At 65.5% G+C, this 14,404-nt stretch carries 14 protein-coding genes and 1 tRNA gene; 6 read left to right on the plus strand and 9 right to left on the minus strand.

The window, feature by feature from the left end:
- Positions 1–63 precede the first annotated feature (63 nt).
- Positions 64–134: transfer RNA gene (locus K940_RS0111555), tRNA-Gln, on the minus strand.
- A gap of 499 nt (positions 135–633) precedes the next feature.
- Between K940_RS0111555 and K940_RS0111560 the strand changes: the two genes are divergently transcribed.
- The 4 genes from K940_RS0111560 to K940_RS0111575 all read left to right on the plus strand — a co-directional run bounded on the left by K940_RS0111560 (position 634) and on the right by K940_RS0111575 (position 6,764).
- Entirely contained in the window at positions 634–1,248 is a 615-nt protein-coding gene (locus K940_RS0111560; protein ID WP_051407097.1) for a TetR/AcrR family transcriptional regulator, read from the plus strand.
- A gap of 181 nt (positions 1,249–1,429) precedes the next feature.
- Positions 1,430–2,077 carry a TetR/AcrR family transcriptional regulator gene (locus K940_RS0111565; protein WP_028477686.1) on the plus strand — a complete coding sequence of 216 codons (648 nt, stop codon included), beginning with the start codon at positions 1,430–1,432 and terminating at the stop codon, positions 2,075–2,077.
- Positions 2,078–2,352: 275 nt separating this feature from the next.
- Positions 2,353–5,964, plus strand: a complete 3,612-nt coding sequence (gene mfd / locus K940_RS0111570; protein WP_028477687.1) for a transcription-repair coupling factor — start codon at positions 2,353–2,355, stop codon at positions 5,962–5,964.
- Positions 5,965–6,125: 161 nt separating this feature from the next.
- Positions 6,126–6,764 carry a MazG family protein gene (locus tag K940_RS0111575; RefSeq protein ID WP_231390342.1) on the plus strand — a complete coding sequence of 213 codons (639 nt, stop codon included), beginning with the start codon at positions 6,126–6,128 and terminating at the stop codon, positions 6,762–6,764.
- A 28-nt stretch (positions 6,765–6,792) separates the two neighbouring features.
- Here K940_RS0111575 and K940_RS0111580 read toward each other — a convergent pair whose 3' ends face one another.
- The 3 genes from K940_RS0111580 to K940_RS0111590 form a co-directional block, all read right to left on the minus strand.
- The gene (locus K940_RS0111580) at positions 6,793–7,368 is read right to left on the minus strand and encodes a TerD family protein (RefSeq protein ID WP_028477689.1); all 576 of its coding nucleotides are present in this window, start codon (positions 7,366–7,368) and stop codon (positions 6,793–6,795) included.
- 67 nt (positions 7,369–7,435) lie between these two features.
- The gene (locus tag K940_RS27890) at positions 7,436–7,966 is read right to left on the minus strand and encodes a hypothetical protein (RefSeq protein ID WP_051407098.1); all 531 of its coding nucleotides are present in this window, start codon (positions 7,964–7,966) and stop codon (positions 7,436–7,438) included.
- A gap of 131 nt (positions 7,967–8,097) precedes the next feature.
- Positions 8,098–8,847 (minus strand): class I SAM-dependent methyltransferase, encoded by a 750-nt coding sequence (locus K940_RS0111590; RefSeq protein WP_028477690.1) that lies wholly within the window; start codon positions 8,845–8,847, stop codon positions 8,098–8,100.
- Between the two features lie 530 nt (positions 8,848–9,377).
- Between K940_RS0111590 and K940_RS0111595 the strand changes: the two genes are divergently transcribed.
- On the plus strand, positions 9,378–10,841 hold the full coding sequence (locus K940_RS0111595; RefSeq protein ID WP_028477691.1) for a stealth family protein: 1,464 nt from the start codon (positions 9,378–9,380) through the stop codon (positions 10,839–10,841).
- Here K940_RS0111595 and K940_RS0111600 read toward each other — a convergent pair.
- From K940_RS0111600 to K940_RS0111620, 5 genes are all read right to left on the minus strand, one after another.
- Positions 10,789–11,742: a phosphodiesterase gene (locus K940_RS0111600; protein ID WP_196812167.1), complete on the minus strand. Its 954-nt coding sequence runs from the start codon at positions 11,740–11,742 to the stop codon at positions 10,789–10,791. The genes K940_RS0111595 and K940_RS0111600 overlap by 53 nt on opposite strands.
- 98 nt (positions 11,743–11,840) lie before the next feature.
- A complete protein-coding gene (gene crcB / locus K940_RS0111605) occupies positions 11,841–12,203 on the minus strand; it encodes a fluoride efflux transporter CrcB (RefSeq protein ID WP_028477693.1) in 363 nt (120 codons plus the stop codon).
- Positions 12,200–12,550, minus strand: coding sequence for a DUF190 domain-containing protein (locus K940_RS0111610; RefSeq protein WP_028477694.1), 351 nt, complete (start codon positions 12,548–12,550; stop codon positions 12,200–12,202). The genes crcB and K940_RS0111610 overlap by 4 nt, the downstream gene beginning before the upstream one ends.
- Positions 12,547–13,014, minus strand: coding sequence for a CrcB family protein (locus K940_RS0111615; RefSeq protein ID WP_028477695.1), 468 nt, complete (start codon positions 13,012–13,014; stop codon positions 12,547–12,549). The genes K940_RS0111610 and K940_RS0111615 overlap by 4 nt, the downstream gene beginning before the upstream one ends.
- 185 nt (positions 13,015–13,199) lie before the next feature.
- Positions 13,200–13,577 (minus strand): helix-turn-helix domain-containing protein, encoded by a 378-nt coding sequence (locus K940_RS0111620; protein ID WP_081706299.1) that lies wholly within the window; start codon positions 13,575–13,577, stop codon positions 13,200–13,202.
- Between the two features lie 60 nt (positions 13,578–13,637).
- Here K940_RS0111620 and K940_RS0111625 point away from each other — a divergent pair, with 60 nt between their 5' ends.
- Positions 13,638–14,396, plus strand: a complete 759-nt coding sequence (locus K940_RS0111625; RefSeq protein WP_028477697.1) for an SDR family oxidoreductase — start codon at positions 13,638–13,640, stop codon at positions 14,394–14,396.
- The last annotated feature ends 8 nt before the right edge of the window (positions 14,397–14,404 follow it).

The raw sequence follows: 14,404 nt of genomic DNA on the forward strand, positions 1-14,404 counted from the left end.
TGCTGTGCTGTCGTCGTGCTTGGTCAGCGATGCGCGGGCCAACGTAGTCATCGTGCTCTCGAGCTCCGCCGCCAGGACTCGAACCTGAACTCTCTGAACCAAAATCAGATGTGCTGCCATTACACCACGGCGGACTGCCACTTCGGCGGGTTGGGACACTCCGCCGTTGTGCCTCGGCACGGGAACGATCCTCGCATGCCGAGGTCCCATCCGTCGAACCGATCCGCAGATCGGTTCGACCGATCGGTCTCGTGTGTCCGTTTCTCGGAGGGTATGGCGCGCCCGGTTCCCAGCGCCTCTGTGGTCCGGTTCCCAGAGCCTCGCGGGCCCGGATGCCAGAGCCTCGCGGGCCCGGATGCCAGGGCCACCCGGGCGTGCCGCCGGCGCGGTGACCTCGTGTTCCGGGTGTTCTGCTGCATGTGACGCTCCGCGCGCGGCGGCCTGGTGTGTGGACCGGGTACCCGAACGTCGTCGCGTGACTCGTTCCGAGGAGATCAAGGGTCGACCGGGTGCGTCGCGGCTCGATCTGGAAGGGTTGACGCAGCCACACGTGGGCGCTGGTGATGGTTGCATGCTGGGCGAGGAGGTGGAGCGGTGTCGTCGAACGAGTCGCATCGGGTGTCCCGTCCCCGTATGACTGGTACCGAGCGGCGTAGGCAGTTGATCGAGATCGGTCGCGCGCTGTTCGCCGAACGTGGGTACGACGCGACCTCGATCGAGGAGATCGCGCAGCGCGCTCGAGTCTCCAAACCCGTGGTCTACGAACACTTCGGCGGCAAGGAGGGGCTGTACGCGGTGGTCGTCGACCGCGAGATGTCGATGCTGCTCGACATGATCACCTCCTCGCTCACTCGCAACCGATCCCGAGTTCGGCTGGAACAGGTTGCACTGGCGTTGTTGACCTACATCGAGGAACGGACCGACGGGTTTCGGATTCTGGTGCGCGATCAGCCCGCTGCCGCCGCGGAGGGCCGGTACTCCAGTTTGCTCAACGAGGCGACCAACCAGGTGGCCCATATCCTGGCAGGTGATTTCGAGCGGCGCGGGTTCGACACGAGCCTGTCCACCCTGTACGCGCAGGCCCTCGTGGGTCAGGTCGCCACGGCCGCGACCTGGTGGCTCGACGAGCGCGAATTCTCGAAAGAGGTTGTCGCGGCACATTTGGTGAACTTGTGCTGGAATGGGTTGAGCCATCTGGAGGCCGATCCGCAGCTGAGCTCGGAATGGCGCACGGGCACTGGTGAGTGACCCGAATTGTTAACCGGCAAATTGCGCGGTGGGGCTGTCCAAATGCTCGAATCGGCTGTCACGCGCGCGCTTGGTGGTACGGTTCACCCATCCTTTGGGTGCTGTTCGGGCGGTAAGTCGGTCAACTTCGGAATGTCGGTCTACTTCAGGATGGCTGGTTTTGGGATGACAGGCGGATCTGATGGCTAGGCAAGCGCGCGCGGAGATAACCCGTGACTCTGTTCTGGCAGGCGCTGCCGATGTCTTTCTACGCTTGGGGTATGCGAACGCGAGCCTGAGCGAGATCATCGCGCAGTCCAACGTGACCAAGGGCGCCTTGTACTTTCACTTCGGCTCGAAGGAAGAGCTGGCCCGCGCGGTGGTCGACCAGGGCAACGAGCGACTGGTGAGCGCGTGCCAGGGCTTCTTCGATTCCCGGGTACCGGCGTTGGAAGCGTGTATCGGCATCACCTATGTCGTCGCGGATCTATCGATGAACGACCCGATGGTCGGCGCCATGCTCAAGTTGACCCACCAGATCGGCGACTACTGCGGTGCGCAGGGCGAGAATATTGCAAAGACCTGGGGCGACACCTATCGACTGCTCGCCGAGCGGGCCATTGCCCAAGGCGACTTGCTCCCCGACCTGGAGGCCGAGGTCATCGGGCTGCTGTTGCAGGAGATGGCCGCGGGCGTTCACATCATCGCGGTTGGTACCGAAACCATCGATCAGGTTGCGGTTCGAATGGAGCGTGCCTGGCACTTCGTTCTTCCCTCGATCGTTCCTTCGGAAAAACTGTCCTACTTCCGCGAGTTCGCTGCTCGGCGACTGAGCAGATACATCCCCTAGCGGCCGATACATCCCCTAGCCGTGGCCCCGTTGCCGGCCGCACCGGTGGTGGCCGGGCGCGTTGCGCGGGATCTGCGCGGTGTGGGTCGATGTGCCGGGGCGAACTCCGTGTGATCGGTATCCCTGCGGCGGTGTGGCCCCACCGAGACCACAGGGACACCGACACTGCCCGAGCGAGGACGCAGAACACCAGTGGTGCCGGAGTCGGGGCCGACAGCGGCCCCATTAGACTCGATTGGCCGCTCGAAACGCCCGCTTGTGCTCAGGAGTTGTCGATGTCCACCCACCGCCCGCCGTTGGCAGGACTGGCCGCCGCGGCCGGTGCCGATTCCTCGCTTCGGACCGTCGCAGAGCTGATCGGCACCACATCGGTCGAGTTGGTCGCGCCGGCGGCGGTGCGACCGTTCGTCGCGGCGACGGCCGCGGCTGTGCGGCCGCTGGTGGTGGTCACCGCGACCGGTCGTGAGGCCGACGACCTGACCGTCGAATTGACCGAGATACTCGGTCCCGCGGTTGCGCAGTTTCCCTCGTGGGAGACGTTGCCGCACGAGCGGCTCTCGCCGGGAGCGGACACCGTTGGACGCAGACTGGAGGTACTACGCCGGATCGCGCACCCCGACGATCCGCACTATCCGGCGCCGTTGCGGGTGGTGGTCACCACGGTGCGGTCGTTGATGCAACCGATGGCGGCCGGTTTGGGCGATATCGAGCCGATCGTATTGCAGGTGGGTGCGGAGCTCGACTTCGATGGATTGCTCGTGCGGCTGGTGGAGTTCGCCTACTCACGGGTCGACATGGTGGGCAAACGCGGTGAGTTCGCGGTGCGCGGAGGAATTCTGGACGTCTTTCCGCCGACCGCGGATCATCCGGTGCGGGTGGAATTCTGGGGCGACGAGATCACCGATGTGCGGCCGTTCGCTGTCGCCGACCAGCGCTCGTTGCCCGACGTCACGGTGGATGCGATCGTCGTGGTGCCCTGCCGCGAACTGCTACTCACTGCCGATGTACGCGAGCGCGCTGCCGATGTCGCCGCGAACAACGCGCAGGACGCGGCGTTGGTCGAGATGCTGGACAAGCTCGTCCAGGGTATCCCGGTCGACGGCATGGAGGCATTGTTGCCGGTATTGCAACCGGGTGAGCTGCGCCTGCTCACCGACGTGCTGCCCGAAGGTACGCACGTGCTGCTGTGCGACCCGGAGAAGATCCGTACGCGCGCAGCCGACTTGGTCCGTACGGGCGAGGAGTTTCTGGAGGCATCGTGGACCGCGGCGTCGTTCGGTGGCGCCGCGCCGCTGGGCGGACAAGGCCTGGATCTGGCCGCCTCCGGCTATCGACCGTTGCCGGAGATTCGAGCGGGCGCCGGCCATCGGGGCCTGCCTTGGTGGACATTGAGCCCTCTGGCCTCCGGCGACAGCGCAGAGGTCGTGCTGCCGGTGCAGCCCGGCCCTGCTGCGCGGGGGTCGGACGAATTGGTGGCGACGATGTTCGCCACGTTGCGCGCGCACGTTTCGACCGGTGGTCGGGCGGTTGTGGTCGTCGCGGGACATGGTACGGCGCAACGTATTCTGGAACGGTTGGCCGACGCCGACGTGCCCGCCACGACGCTCGAGCCCGGGGCCGAACCGGGTCGAGGCGTGGTCGGCGTGTTGTGTGGAGCGCTACACGATGGACTGATCTTCGCCGACGCCGGATTGGTGATCGTCGCCGAGTCCGATCTCACCGGCAACCGAGTCACCGCGCCGGCGGAGGGCAAGCGCATGCCGGCCAAGCGCCGCAACCAGGTCGATCCGCTCGCGTTGAACGCCGGTGACATGGTGGTGCACGATCAGCATGGCATCGGCAAGTTCGTCGAGATGATCGAGCGCACTGTCGGCAATGCCCGCCGTGAGTACCTTGTGATCGAGTACGCGCCGAGCAAGCGTGGTCAGCCCGGTGACCGATTGTTCGTGCCGATGGAGTCGCTCGATCAGCTGTCGCGCTATGTCGGTGGTGAAATGCCGAGTCTGTCCAAGCTCGGCGGTTCCGACTGGGCCAATACCAAACGCAAGGCGCGCAAAGCCGTCCGTGAGATCGCCGGCGAACTCGTGCAGCTGTACGCTGCCCGGCAAGCAGCGCCCGGACACGCGTTCGGGCCCGACACTCCGTGGCAACAGGAGATGGAGGACGCGTTCGCGTTCACCGAGACCGTCGATCAGATGACCGCCATCGCCGAAGTGAAAGCCGATATGGAGAAGCCGGTCCCGATGGACCGGGTAGTGTGCGGCGACGTCGGCTACGGCAAGACCGAGATCGCGGTGCGTGCGGCGTTCAAGGCGGTGCAGGACGGCCGACAGGTCGTGGTGCTGGTTCCCACGACGTTGCTCGCGCAGCAACATCTGCAGACGTTCACCGACCGGGTAGCGGGCTTCCCGATGGCGGTGCGCGGCTTGTCCCGGTTCACCGATCCCGCCGAGGCCCGCGCCGTGTTGGAAGGAATGGCCGACGGTGGGGTCGATATCGTGGTCGGTACTCACCGGCTGTTGCAGACCGGGGTGCGCTGGAAGAATCTCGGTCTCGTCGTGGTCGACGAGGAACAGCGCTTCGGCGTCGAGCACAAGGAGCACATCAAAGCGCTGCGTACTCATGTCGACGTGCTCACCATGTCGGCGACGCCGATTCCGCGGACGCTGGAGATGAGTCTGGCCGGCATCCGCGAGATGTCGACCATCCTCACCCCGCCCGAGGAACGCCACCCAGTACTGACCTATGTCGGCTCCTACAGCGACAAGCAGGTCACCGCGGCCATTCGGCGAGAATTGCTCCGCGACGGCCAGGTGTTCTATGTGCACAATCGGGTGTCGTCGATCGACAAGGCGGCCAAGCGGATTCGTGATCTGGTTCCGGAGGCGCGGGTGGTCGTCGCGCATGGCCAGATGAACGAAGATGCACTGGAGTCCACCGTGCAGGGCTTCTGGCAGCGTGAGTACGACGTGTTGGTGTGCACCACGATCATCGAGACCGGGTTGGACATCTCCAATGCCAACACCTTGATCGTGGAGCGCGCCGACGCGCTCGGGCTGTCGCAGCTGCACCAGTTGCGCGGTCGAGTCGGCCGCAGCCGAGAACGTGGGTACGCCTACTTCCTGTATCCGCCACAGAAGCCGCTCACCGAGACCGCCTATGACCGATTGGCCACTATTTCGCAGAACTCCGATCTCGGTGCGGGGATGGCGGTCGCGATGAAGGACTTGGAGATTCGCGGAGCGGGCAATGTGCTCGGCGCCGAACAGTCCGGCCACGTCGCGGGTGTCGGCTTCGACCTCTATGTGCGTCTGGTCGGCGAGGCGGTCGAGGCGTATCGCGCCGCTGCCGACGGCAAGCCGATCACCACCGAGGAGATCAAGGAGGTGCGTATCGACTTGCCAGTGGATGCACACATCCCGCCGGACTACATTGCCAGTGATCGCCTCCGCCTGGAGGCATATCGAAAAATTGCTGCTGCCCAAGGGGATTCGTCACTGGCATTGGTGGTGGAGGAACTCGTCGACCGCTACGGGCCACTACCGGTCGAAGTCGGTCGTCTGGTGTCGGTGGCCACGCTGCGCCTGCTCGCCCGGGAATACGGGATCACCGACATCGCGGTGACTGGAACGACCTTGAAGATCTCGCCGTTGCAGTTGCCCGATTCCAAGCAGCTGCGACTCAAGCGGGTCTACCCGTCGGCCGGGTATCGCGCCGCGTCCGGGGTGGTGCAGCTTCCGCTGCCGCGGGTGCACGACAGCGTCGGAGCCGACCGGGTTCGCGATGTGGTGCTGCTGCAGTTCATTGCCGACTTGCTGCTGGCCTTGGACGGAAAGGCGCAGGGTGCAGTGGATCTCACCGTCGCCGCCGAGTTGGCGCCCCGATGAGCGCGATGGACCGGGACGTCTCCGTGCTACGTGCGGCGCGACACCGTGCGGCGCAGCGGGCGGCGCACAGTGGGCAGGGCGCTGCTGTGCCGGATGAGCCACCGGCTGTGGGAGTCGATTCGGCCGCGATCGCGGCCGGCCTGGCCGAAGCCGTCCAGGTGATGGACCGCCTCTGGCAATTCGGCGGGTGGGAGGTCACCCAGACCCACGAGTCGCTCCGGCCGTATCTGCTGGAGGAGACCTACGAGTTGCTCGATGCCATCCAGCACGACGACGTGGAGACGATCCAGGAAGAACTCGGTGACCTGCTGCTGCAGGTGCTCTTCCACTCCCGGATCGCCGAGGCCGCAGGGGAATTCACGGTCGACGACGTTGCCGCCGCCTTGGTCGCCAAGTTGGTCGATCGTAGTCCCCTTCTCGACGTCGAGCCCGATCCGCACGCCTCGGTGGAGGATAAGGTCGCCGCGCAGGAACAGGCGTGGGAGGAACGCAAATCCGCGGAGAAGTCCCGGCGCTCCTGTCTGGACGGAATCGCCATGGCCCAACCGGCACTGGCGCTGGCCGAGAAGATCATCTCGCGCAGCGCCAGCGCCGGGCTACCTGTCGACCTGATCCCCGAAGCGCTGCACGTCGTGCGACTCGGCGGACCGGACAGCGCCGAGGACCGGCTGCGCAGGGCGACGGTCACCTTCGCCGCGGCTATTCGCGCGGCCGAGGACTCCGCAGAGGCAGATCGCGGGCAACGCCTTCCGCTGTCGGCGCAGGATTGGCGCGCCTTCTGGCCTGGTAGTGGCAGGTAGAGCGTGTTGTTCCCGAGTCCGGCGGCCTTCAGACATTGACGCCGTAGTCACGGGCGATTCCCGCGAGTCCGGACGCGTAGCCTTGGCCGATGGCGCGGAATCGCCATTCGTCGTTGTAGCGGTACAGCTCGCCGAAGACCATGGCGGTTTCGGTGGACGCGTCTTCGGTGAGGTCGTAGCGGGCCAGTTCTGTTCCGGTGGTGGCGTCGACGACGCGGATATAGGCATTACGGATCTGGCCGAAGGACTGGCGGCGGGCGTCGGCGTCGTGGATCGACACCGGAAAGAAGATGTTCGTGATCGTCGGTGGTGTTGCCGTCAGGTCGACATTGATCGTCTCGTCGTCACCGTCGCCAACGCCGGTGAGGTTGTCACCGGTGTGTTCGATGGACCCTTCGGGCGACCGCAGATTGTTGTAGAAGACGAAGTGCTGATCGGACAGCACCTTCAGGTTCGACCCACATGCGAGCGCGCTGGCGTCGAGGTCGTAGTCGGCGCCGCTGGTCGTGCGCACATCCCAGCCCAGACCCACCGCTACCGCGGTGAGATCGACCGACTGCTTGGACAGCGAAACGTTGCCGCCTTTGGCCAATGTGACGCTCATGATCCCCTTCCACGCGGCACCGTCGTGCCGCAGATCTTTCGTGTAAACCGGAAACGGTGTCTCGATGCTATGCCCGGCCCTGCGCCGGCTGGTTCTGCGCCGGCTGGTTCTGCGCCGCCTGGTTCTGCGACCAGGACCGCAACGTGTTCACTCGACTGCGCAATCCGCGCAACTCACTTTCGTCGTCGAGTACCGTGCGCTGAATTCCCTTCGTGACCGCGAAAGCCGACTGCCGGTGGTCGTCGATTGCGTCGATGTCGATGCGAACGGCCACGTAATCCTCGGCGGAAGGCATCTGCTCGGCGATGACGCGTGCGGTACCCCGAGCGCACAGCGCCACGTCGCCGCCGCCGAGGATCAGCAGCGCCACCTCGGGACGCTCGCGTAGCCGAGCCAGCGAGCCGCGGTTGGACTTCAGGCTGATCAAGATCTGTCGGTCGCCGGCCCGCACCGGCCACGACACCGGAATTGCATGCGGCGTCGGATCGGTCGTCACCAGCACCCCGATCGTCTCCAGCGGCCATTCCGGGAGCGTATCCAGTTCGGGATGATTCGTCACGTCGGGTCGACGGGGGGTGGGGCGGGCTCCGACTGCCATCTTCGTCACCTCATCGGTCGTCGCGCGCGGTGGGCCGACCACGCTGCTAGCAGTCTAAGGTGTTGCGCGGCTTGTCTGCTGGGACTGCACCTGGTTGTCCGAACTTCGCCTGGTGCTCGTCGTCGGACAGGTCAGGCCTTCATGCAGTCGATCAACAGGGCGATCGGATTGTCCATGAACTCGCGCCAGTATCGCTTGTTCTCGACGGTCTGGGAGCCGGGATCGAGTTGAAGTGGATGAATCCGAAAATCGCGAAAGCCCGCGTCGTGGAATGTCGGTTCGAACGCGTCGAGGGGCAGATAGTAGTTTTCGATCTCCAATTCGGTGTCACCGAGATCGATGGTCCACCGGATCGGGGCGCCCTCGTAGACGTGGTCCATCAGCGTCATCCGCAATCCGTATTTGCGATAGTCCGGCGGTGGTCTGAAGAAGTACACTTCGGGATTCGACGTCAGGGTGACGAAGCGACCTCCAGGGCGCAGCCAGGATGCTATGCCCCGACACATGCGGGCCAGCTCCGCGCGACTATCGGCGTAACTCAGAAGCCAGGCCGACACCGCGACGTCGAAATCGCGCTGTGGCCCGATCGTCCGGGTGTCGCAGACGCGGTAGTCGATACCGAGCGGATCAGACTCCTCCTGCGCACGCGCCATGTCGATCATGCGTTCGGAGATATCGATACCGACCACGGTCGCGGCATCGGCGCGGCGCAGCCGCCGGGTGAAGTATCCCTCGCCGCACGCGATGTCCACTACCTTCTTGCCGCTGATATCCCCGACCAGCGAGAGCAGGGAGTATTCCTCGACCAGTGAGCGCCATGGGTGCTGTTTGGCCTGCTGATAGTGGTCGGCGACGTGGCCTGAGTCGTAATTCGTGCCCATCTCGGTCTCGCTTCGGCCGATCGGTACTCGTCCAGTGTATCGAGAATTGTCCCGGTTGAAATGGCACATGGACGTATCGGGACGCGAGGCGGTCCCGGGCGCGACAGCGGGGACGATCTACGTCGTTTGACGGAATGTAACCGACGTTGCATCATGCGTAGAGGCGCCCGATTCATCGGACACGCCACATTTCGGCCGGCGAATGCCGTCCGGGACCGTCGTAGCGGCCATATGACCGCTACCGACCCTTTTGTCGCGCACCGACCAGTGCAGCGTCTTCGTCCATGACGATTCTGTCTCGACGCCCCCGGCGTCCGGCCGTGAGTGAGGTGAAAACGAAATGGTCCACCAGTCGTCCGCATACCAGGAGACCACATCGTCGTACCCCCGCTACGGCACCATTCCCCATCCCTGAACGGCACCGCGCTGGGCGTGGGCCGCATGTCGATGCCACCGCACCGACGCGATCGCGGCTCTACCCAGCGCACCGAACGGCACGACACCGGTGGACAGACGAAGTGGAGACAGTCATGGCTGGCAACGCAGCGACCGACTCGGGGGCAATAGAAGTGGTGACGCGGCCCACGGTGAGCAATCTCGCCGTGTCTGCCGCAACGATCGACGATCTCGGGTACTTGCGTGCCGAATTGGCGGCGGCGGAGGTGCCGTTCCTGCTGGTGCGCGACGGCGGGCAGCGTGTGGTGCTCGCCGCCGACGCGGCGTACCGACCGATTGTGCGCCGGGTGATCGCGACGGCCATGTCCGCCGGCTTCTCGTGTGTGCACCTGCAGCACAATGTGTTCCGGCTCGGGCGCGACCGCGACCCGGTGCATCATGTCGATCTGGAATTGTGGGAATACCGCGGGGGCGTGGTGAGGTGTCCGCGCCCGAACGCACTGACCCGCCGAGTTTTCGATGTCGCCGATATCCGGCGCACCCGGGTGCGGCTTTTCGACCGGAATTGGCCCACCCTGGTGGACATGTTCGCGCCGCATACCGGCGACGTCGGATTCGATATCGACGTGGTGTTTTCCTGGGTCGATGGCTCCGATCCCGATTTCCGCGCACGGCGGGCCGGAATGCTCGCCCAGACGGTCGTGGGTGAGGGCGATGACGCCGACGCCAGAATCCGGCAGGTCGGCGAGTTGAGGTATGCCCTGCGGTCGGTCTACAAGAACGCGCCTTGGATTCGCCGGATCTTCATTGCGACCGATTCCACACCGCCGGCGTGGCTGGTGGCCCATCCGAAGGTAACCGTCGTGCGCGCGGCGGATCACTTCCGCGGAACAGCGGGGTTGCCGGTTTTCAATTCCCACGCAGTGGAAGCGCAGTTGCACCATATCGCGGGACTCAGCGAACACTTCGTGTACTCCAACGACGACATGTTCTTCGCTCGGCCGGTGCGACCGTCGATGTTCTTCACCCCCGGCGGGGTGAGCCGGTTCATCGAGGCGGATACCAGGATCGGTCCGGGGCGCACCCATGCGCGTCGCAGCGGTTTCGAAAATGCCGCTCGAGTGAATCGGATGCTGCTGGCCGAGCGTTTCGGCTGTGTCATCACGCGGCACTTGGAGCACACACCGGTGCCGTTGCGTCGCAGTGTGCTCCAGGAGATGGAAGAAGAATTCGCCGCCGATTTCGCTCGCACGAGCTCGAGCCGTTTCCGGGCGGCGTCCGATATCTCGGTCACCAATTCGCTGTATCACTATTATGCGTTGCTGACCGGTCGTGCAGCGCCACAGGAGGTGGCGAGAACGCGCTATGTGGACACGACCAGTCGCGCCGGACTCGCGATGCTGAGTGGATTGGCCCAGCACCGCGACGTCGACTTCTTCTGCCTCAACGATGGCAGTTTCCCCGAGGTGGCCGAAGCCGAGCGGGTACGGGCCGTCTCGGCATTTCTCGCCGACTACTATCCGGATCCCGCACCGTGGGAGCGGCTCAGCGCACCGCCTCGTCATCCGATTCCGGAGCCGACACCGGGCGTCGCATGACCCGCGGAATCCGGCTGGCCGATGGGATCACGATGCCTTCGTCGGCCAGCCGCCGTCGCGCCTGTTCTGGAGTGGCCGAGGCGCCGACCGTCTCGCCCCGGTCGATGGGGACCACCGAATGCACCACGGTCTCGGGGTAGATGTGGACGTAGTTGAATGTCTGCGCCGCGTCGCGGCCGCGCAACCCGCCGTGGGCCACACCGAGGTCTTGGCTGTAGCAGCTCGCCGACGCCACCGATACCGGAATCCCCGCGAACATCGCGCTGGTGGAGAAGTGTAGGTGTCCGGCGAGGATGGCGCGCACGTCGCTGCCGTCGAGTGCGGCGGCCAGCTTGTGCTGATCGCGCAACTCCACGATGACGGCCAGATCGAGCACACAGGGCACCGGTGGGTGATGCATCGCGAGAATGGTGCCGAAGGGGGCCGGTTCGGCCAAGATCGTGGCCAGCCACTGCAATTGATCGTCGGAGATCTCCCCGTGGTGTTCGCCGGGTACCGAGGTGTCCAAGGCGATGATGCGCAGGCCGTCGATCAGATGCACGCGGTCCAGCGGGGACAGTGCGGGGGGCTCGCCGAGTAGTCGGTCCCGCAGGGCGCCGCGATCGTCGTGGTTTCCGCCGAGCCAGACCACGGGGGCCTGCACGGTATTGGCAAATGGCTCGACAATGGATTTCAGCTTGGTGTACGCGGCTGGTTCTCCGCGGTCGGTGAGGTCGCCGGTGAACACGATGGCGGTCGGTCGAATCCGGCTGGCCGCGGCGTGGTCGAGGAGTTCGCGCAGGCGCAGATCGGCATCGACATCGCCGTAGAGCGGGTCTCGTCCCGCGACGAGATGGGTATCGCTGAAGTGGAACAGCACATGATCGGGACGGGGGTGCTCCGCGACTCTGGTTGTGGGCACCGCACAGACCATCCCTCCCGGCGATACATCCGCCACCGATGTGGTTCACCGTCAGGATAGCGTCGGCGCCCGGTCGGCGCCCGAGCAGCGATGTGGGTTCAGTTCCGAATGACATCGGCGATGGTGCTGCCGGTGAAGTAGGCGCCGAGGCCCGCGCCGAGTGTGCCCAGCAGGTTGGCGAGGGCATAGATGCGGGCGCCAGTGCCGGCCAGCTGCAGGGTTTCGTAGCTGAAGGTGCTGTAGGTGGTCAAGGCCCCGCACAGGCCGGTGCCGACCAGTAGTTGCACATGGGTGCTGCTCGACGCGCCGGCGAGGACGCCGAGGACGAAGCTACCGATGACATTGACGGTGAAGGTTCCCCAGGGGAACACCGTGTCGTGGCGGGACTGCACCGCCCGATCGGTGACGTAGCGCAGGGTCGCGCCCACCATGCCGCCGATCACCACGAGCAGCCACGTCATCGGCGCTCGCCCTGCCGGCCGATGTAACGGATGACCTCGACGTCGTCGAGGATGACCAATCCTTCGGTGACGAGCTCGTCGAGCTGGGGCAGAAAGGCCCGGATACGGTCGGGATCGTCGACGACGATGACGGCGACGGGCAGGTCTTCGCTGAGCGAGAGTACGCGGGTGGTGTGGATGCGCGAGGAGGCGCCGAACCCCTCGATGCCGCGCAACACGCTGGCCCCCGCGAGGCCGGCGCGATGGGCGCGGTGCACGATCTCGCTGAACAGCGGTTTGTGGCGCCAGGTGTCGCTTTCGCCGACGAACACCGTCAGACGCAGGGCGGGTCCGGTGAGCCGGGTCATGCTGTCCTCCGCAGGAGTAGGTGGCGGGTCAGGGCGGCGGTGGTCCATGTGGCGATCAGCGCTGTGATCGGCGTCACGCCGAGGTATATCCACGCGGTCGCGGCGTGGCCGGTGTCGAGGAGGTGGTGGGTGTCGGCAGCGTAGGCGGAGAAGGTGGTGTAGCCACCGAGGATTCCGGTCCCCAGAAACGGGCGCAGCATCCGGTGTCCGGTCCGGACTTCGGTGATCAGCACCAAGAGCGTTCCCATGAGTGCACAGCCGGTGACGTTCACCACCAGAGTGGTCCAGGGAAAGGAGCTGGGCGACGTCGGCCACACGACCGTGGCGGCGTAGCGGGCGGTGGCACCGATCCCACCTCCGGCAGCGACTGCGGCGATGACCGGCACGTGAGTGCGCCACGCCCTGCGGCGACGGACCGCGAACGGACCGGGCTTGTCGGTGAGACCCGGTTCGGGTATCGACACGGCAGTCTCCTACTCATCCCGCTTCCCTGACCGGCAGGAAAGAATGTGGCGTCGAGTAGGGGCCGTTGGCGACGGATGTCGCGGTTGTGGTGCGGCGGGTCCCACCGCCCTACGACCCGTAGGCACCACGGGTGGTAGCTTGCTCAGCATACGGCATCCGACCGGCGGTTTTCGGGCTCTCCCGGTCAGGTCGATGGCGGGTCGGCCGCCGGGCCGGGGGCATGTCGTCGGTCGGCTGTCCAGGTCTGGGACCAATCCCAGAGGGGCTGCAGCGACGCGATCAGTCGCGTGCCGGCGGGGGTGAGTTCGTAGGCTCCCCGTGGGCCGTGCTTGTCGACCAAGCCGGCCGACTGCAGCCGCTGGAGGCGATCGGCCAACATGCTGGACGAGCAGTTGCCCATGCTGCGCCGCAATTGCAGGAATCCGCGGGGCCCTGATTCGAGTTCCCACACGACGCGAAGTATCCACCGCTGCCCCAACAGGTCGATCGCGGCTAGGGTCGAGGCATAGGAGGGATCGTCGGCGCGACTCGTGGCGCCCGAGTGATCACTTGCGCTTCTCATTTCGAACCACCATAGTTGATTCTGATCGAGAAGTACTGCAGGGGCACAAGGAGGCGCTTGATGGATCGGGTGGACAGCACCGCGCGGCGGGTCGTGTTGGTGACCGGTGCTTCGCGCAGCATCGGGGCGGAGACCGCGCGGAGGTTGGCTGCACCGGATGTTCACGTCGTCATCAACTACCGCGAGAAGAGCAAACGCGCACAGGCCGTGGTCGACGACATCATCGCCGCTGGCGGCAGCGCGTCGGCCATCGGTGCAGATCTTGCCAGCACCGCGGACGTCACCGCGATGGTGGGGCAGATCGGCGAACAGTTCGGTCGTCTGGACGCGGTCGTGCTCAACGCGTCCGGCGGACTGGAACGAGATGCCGAGCCCGGCTATGCGCTTCGGATCAATCGCGATGCTCAGGTCCGCTTGACCGGCCTCGTGGTGCCGCTGATGCCCCCTGGTGGGCGGATCGTGTTCGTCACCAGCCATCAAGCGCACTTCCACAGCACGGGCAGGGCATTACCGGAGGGATACGAACCGATCGCGGCCAGCAAACGCGCCGGCGAGGATGCGCTTCGGGCACTCATCCCTGAATTCGGCACTCGTGGAATCGAATTCGTCGTCGTCTCCGGTGACATGGTCGATGGAACGATCATCGTTCGTCTGCTCGAGCGCCGCGACCCCGGGGCAGTCGCCGCCCGGCGCAGCACCGGGCAGCTGCCGACCTTGGACCAATTCGCAGATGCCATCGTGCAGGCTCTCGACGCCCCGGTTCCCGACGGGCACACCGTGTACATCGGCGGCGACGACTACCTCATACCTTCGACCTGAGGGTCGGA

This window comes from Nocardia sp. CNY236, from assembly GCF_000482385.1.
Taxonomy (GTDB): Bacteria; Actinomycetota; Actinomycetes; order Mycobacteriales; family Mycobacteriaceae; genus Nocardia.

Excerpts from the sequence above, each read along its gene's own strand:
- K940_RS0111560 (WP_051407097.1), top strand. The coding sequence starts at position 634 with ATGACTGGTACCGAGCGGCGTAGGCAGTTGATCGAGATCGGTCGCGCG.
- K940_RS0111565 (WP_028477686.1), top strand. The coding sequence starts at position 1,430 with ATGGCTAGGCAAGCGCGCGCGGAGATAACCCGTGACTCTGTTCTGGCA.
- mfd (WP_028477687.1), top strand. The coding sequence starts at position 2,353 with ATGTCCACCCACCGCCCGCCGTTGGCAGGACTGGCCGCCGCGGCCGGT.
- K940_RS0111575 (WP_231390342.1), top strand. The coding sequence starts at position 6,126 with ATGGACCGCCTCTGGCAATTCGGCGGGTGGGAGGTCACCCAGACCCAC.
- K940_RS0111580 (WP_028477689.1), bottom strand. The coding sequence starts at position 7,368 with ATGAGCGTCACATTGGCCAAAGGCGGCAACGTTTCGCTGTCCAAGCAG.
- K940_RS27890 (WP_051407098.1), bottom strand. The coding sequence starts at position 7,966 with ATGGCAGTCGGAGCCCGCCCCACCCCCCGTCGACCCGACGTGACGAAT.
- K940_RS0111590 (WP_028477690.1), bottom strand. The coding sequence starts at position 8,847 with ATGGGCACGAATTACGACTCAGGCCACGTCGCCGACCACTATCAGCAG.
- K940_RS0111595 (WP_028477691.1), top strand. The coding sequence starts at position 9,378 with ATGGCTGGCAACGCAGCGACCGACTCGGGGGCAATAGAAGTGGTGACG.
- crcB (WP_028477693.1), bottom strand. The coding sequence starts at position 12,203 with ATGACGTGGCTGCTCGTGGTGATCGGCGGCATGGTGGGCGCGACCCTG.
- K940_RS0111610 (WP_028477694.1), bottom strand. The coding sequence starts at position 12,550 with ATGACCCGGCTCACCGGACCCGCCCTGCGTCTGACGGTGTTCGTCGGC.
- K940_RS0111620 (WP_081706299.1), bottom strand. The coding sequence starts at position 13,577 with ATGAGAAGCGCAAGTGATCACTCGGGCGCCACGAGTCGCGCCGACGAT.
- K940_RS0111625 (WP_028477697.1), top strand. The coding sequence starts at position 13,638 with ATGGATCGGGTGGACAGCACCGCGCGGCGGGTCGTGTTGGTGACCGGT.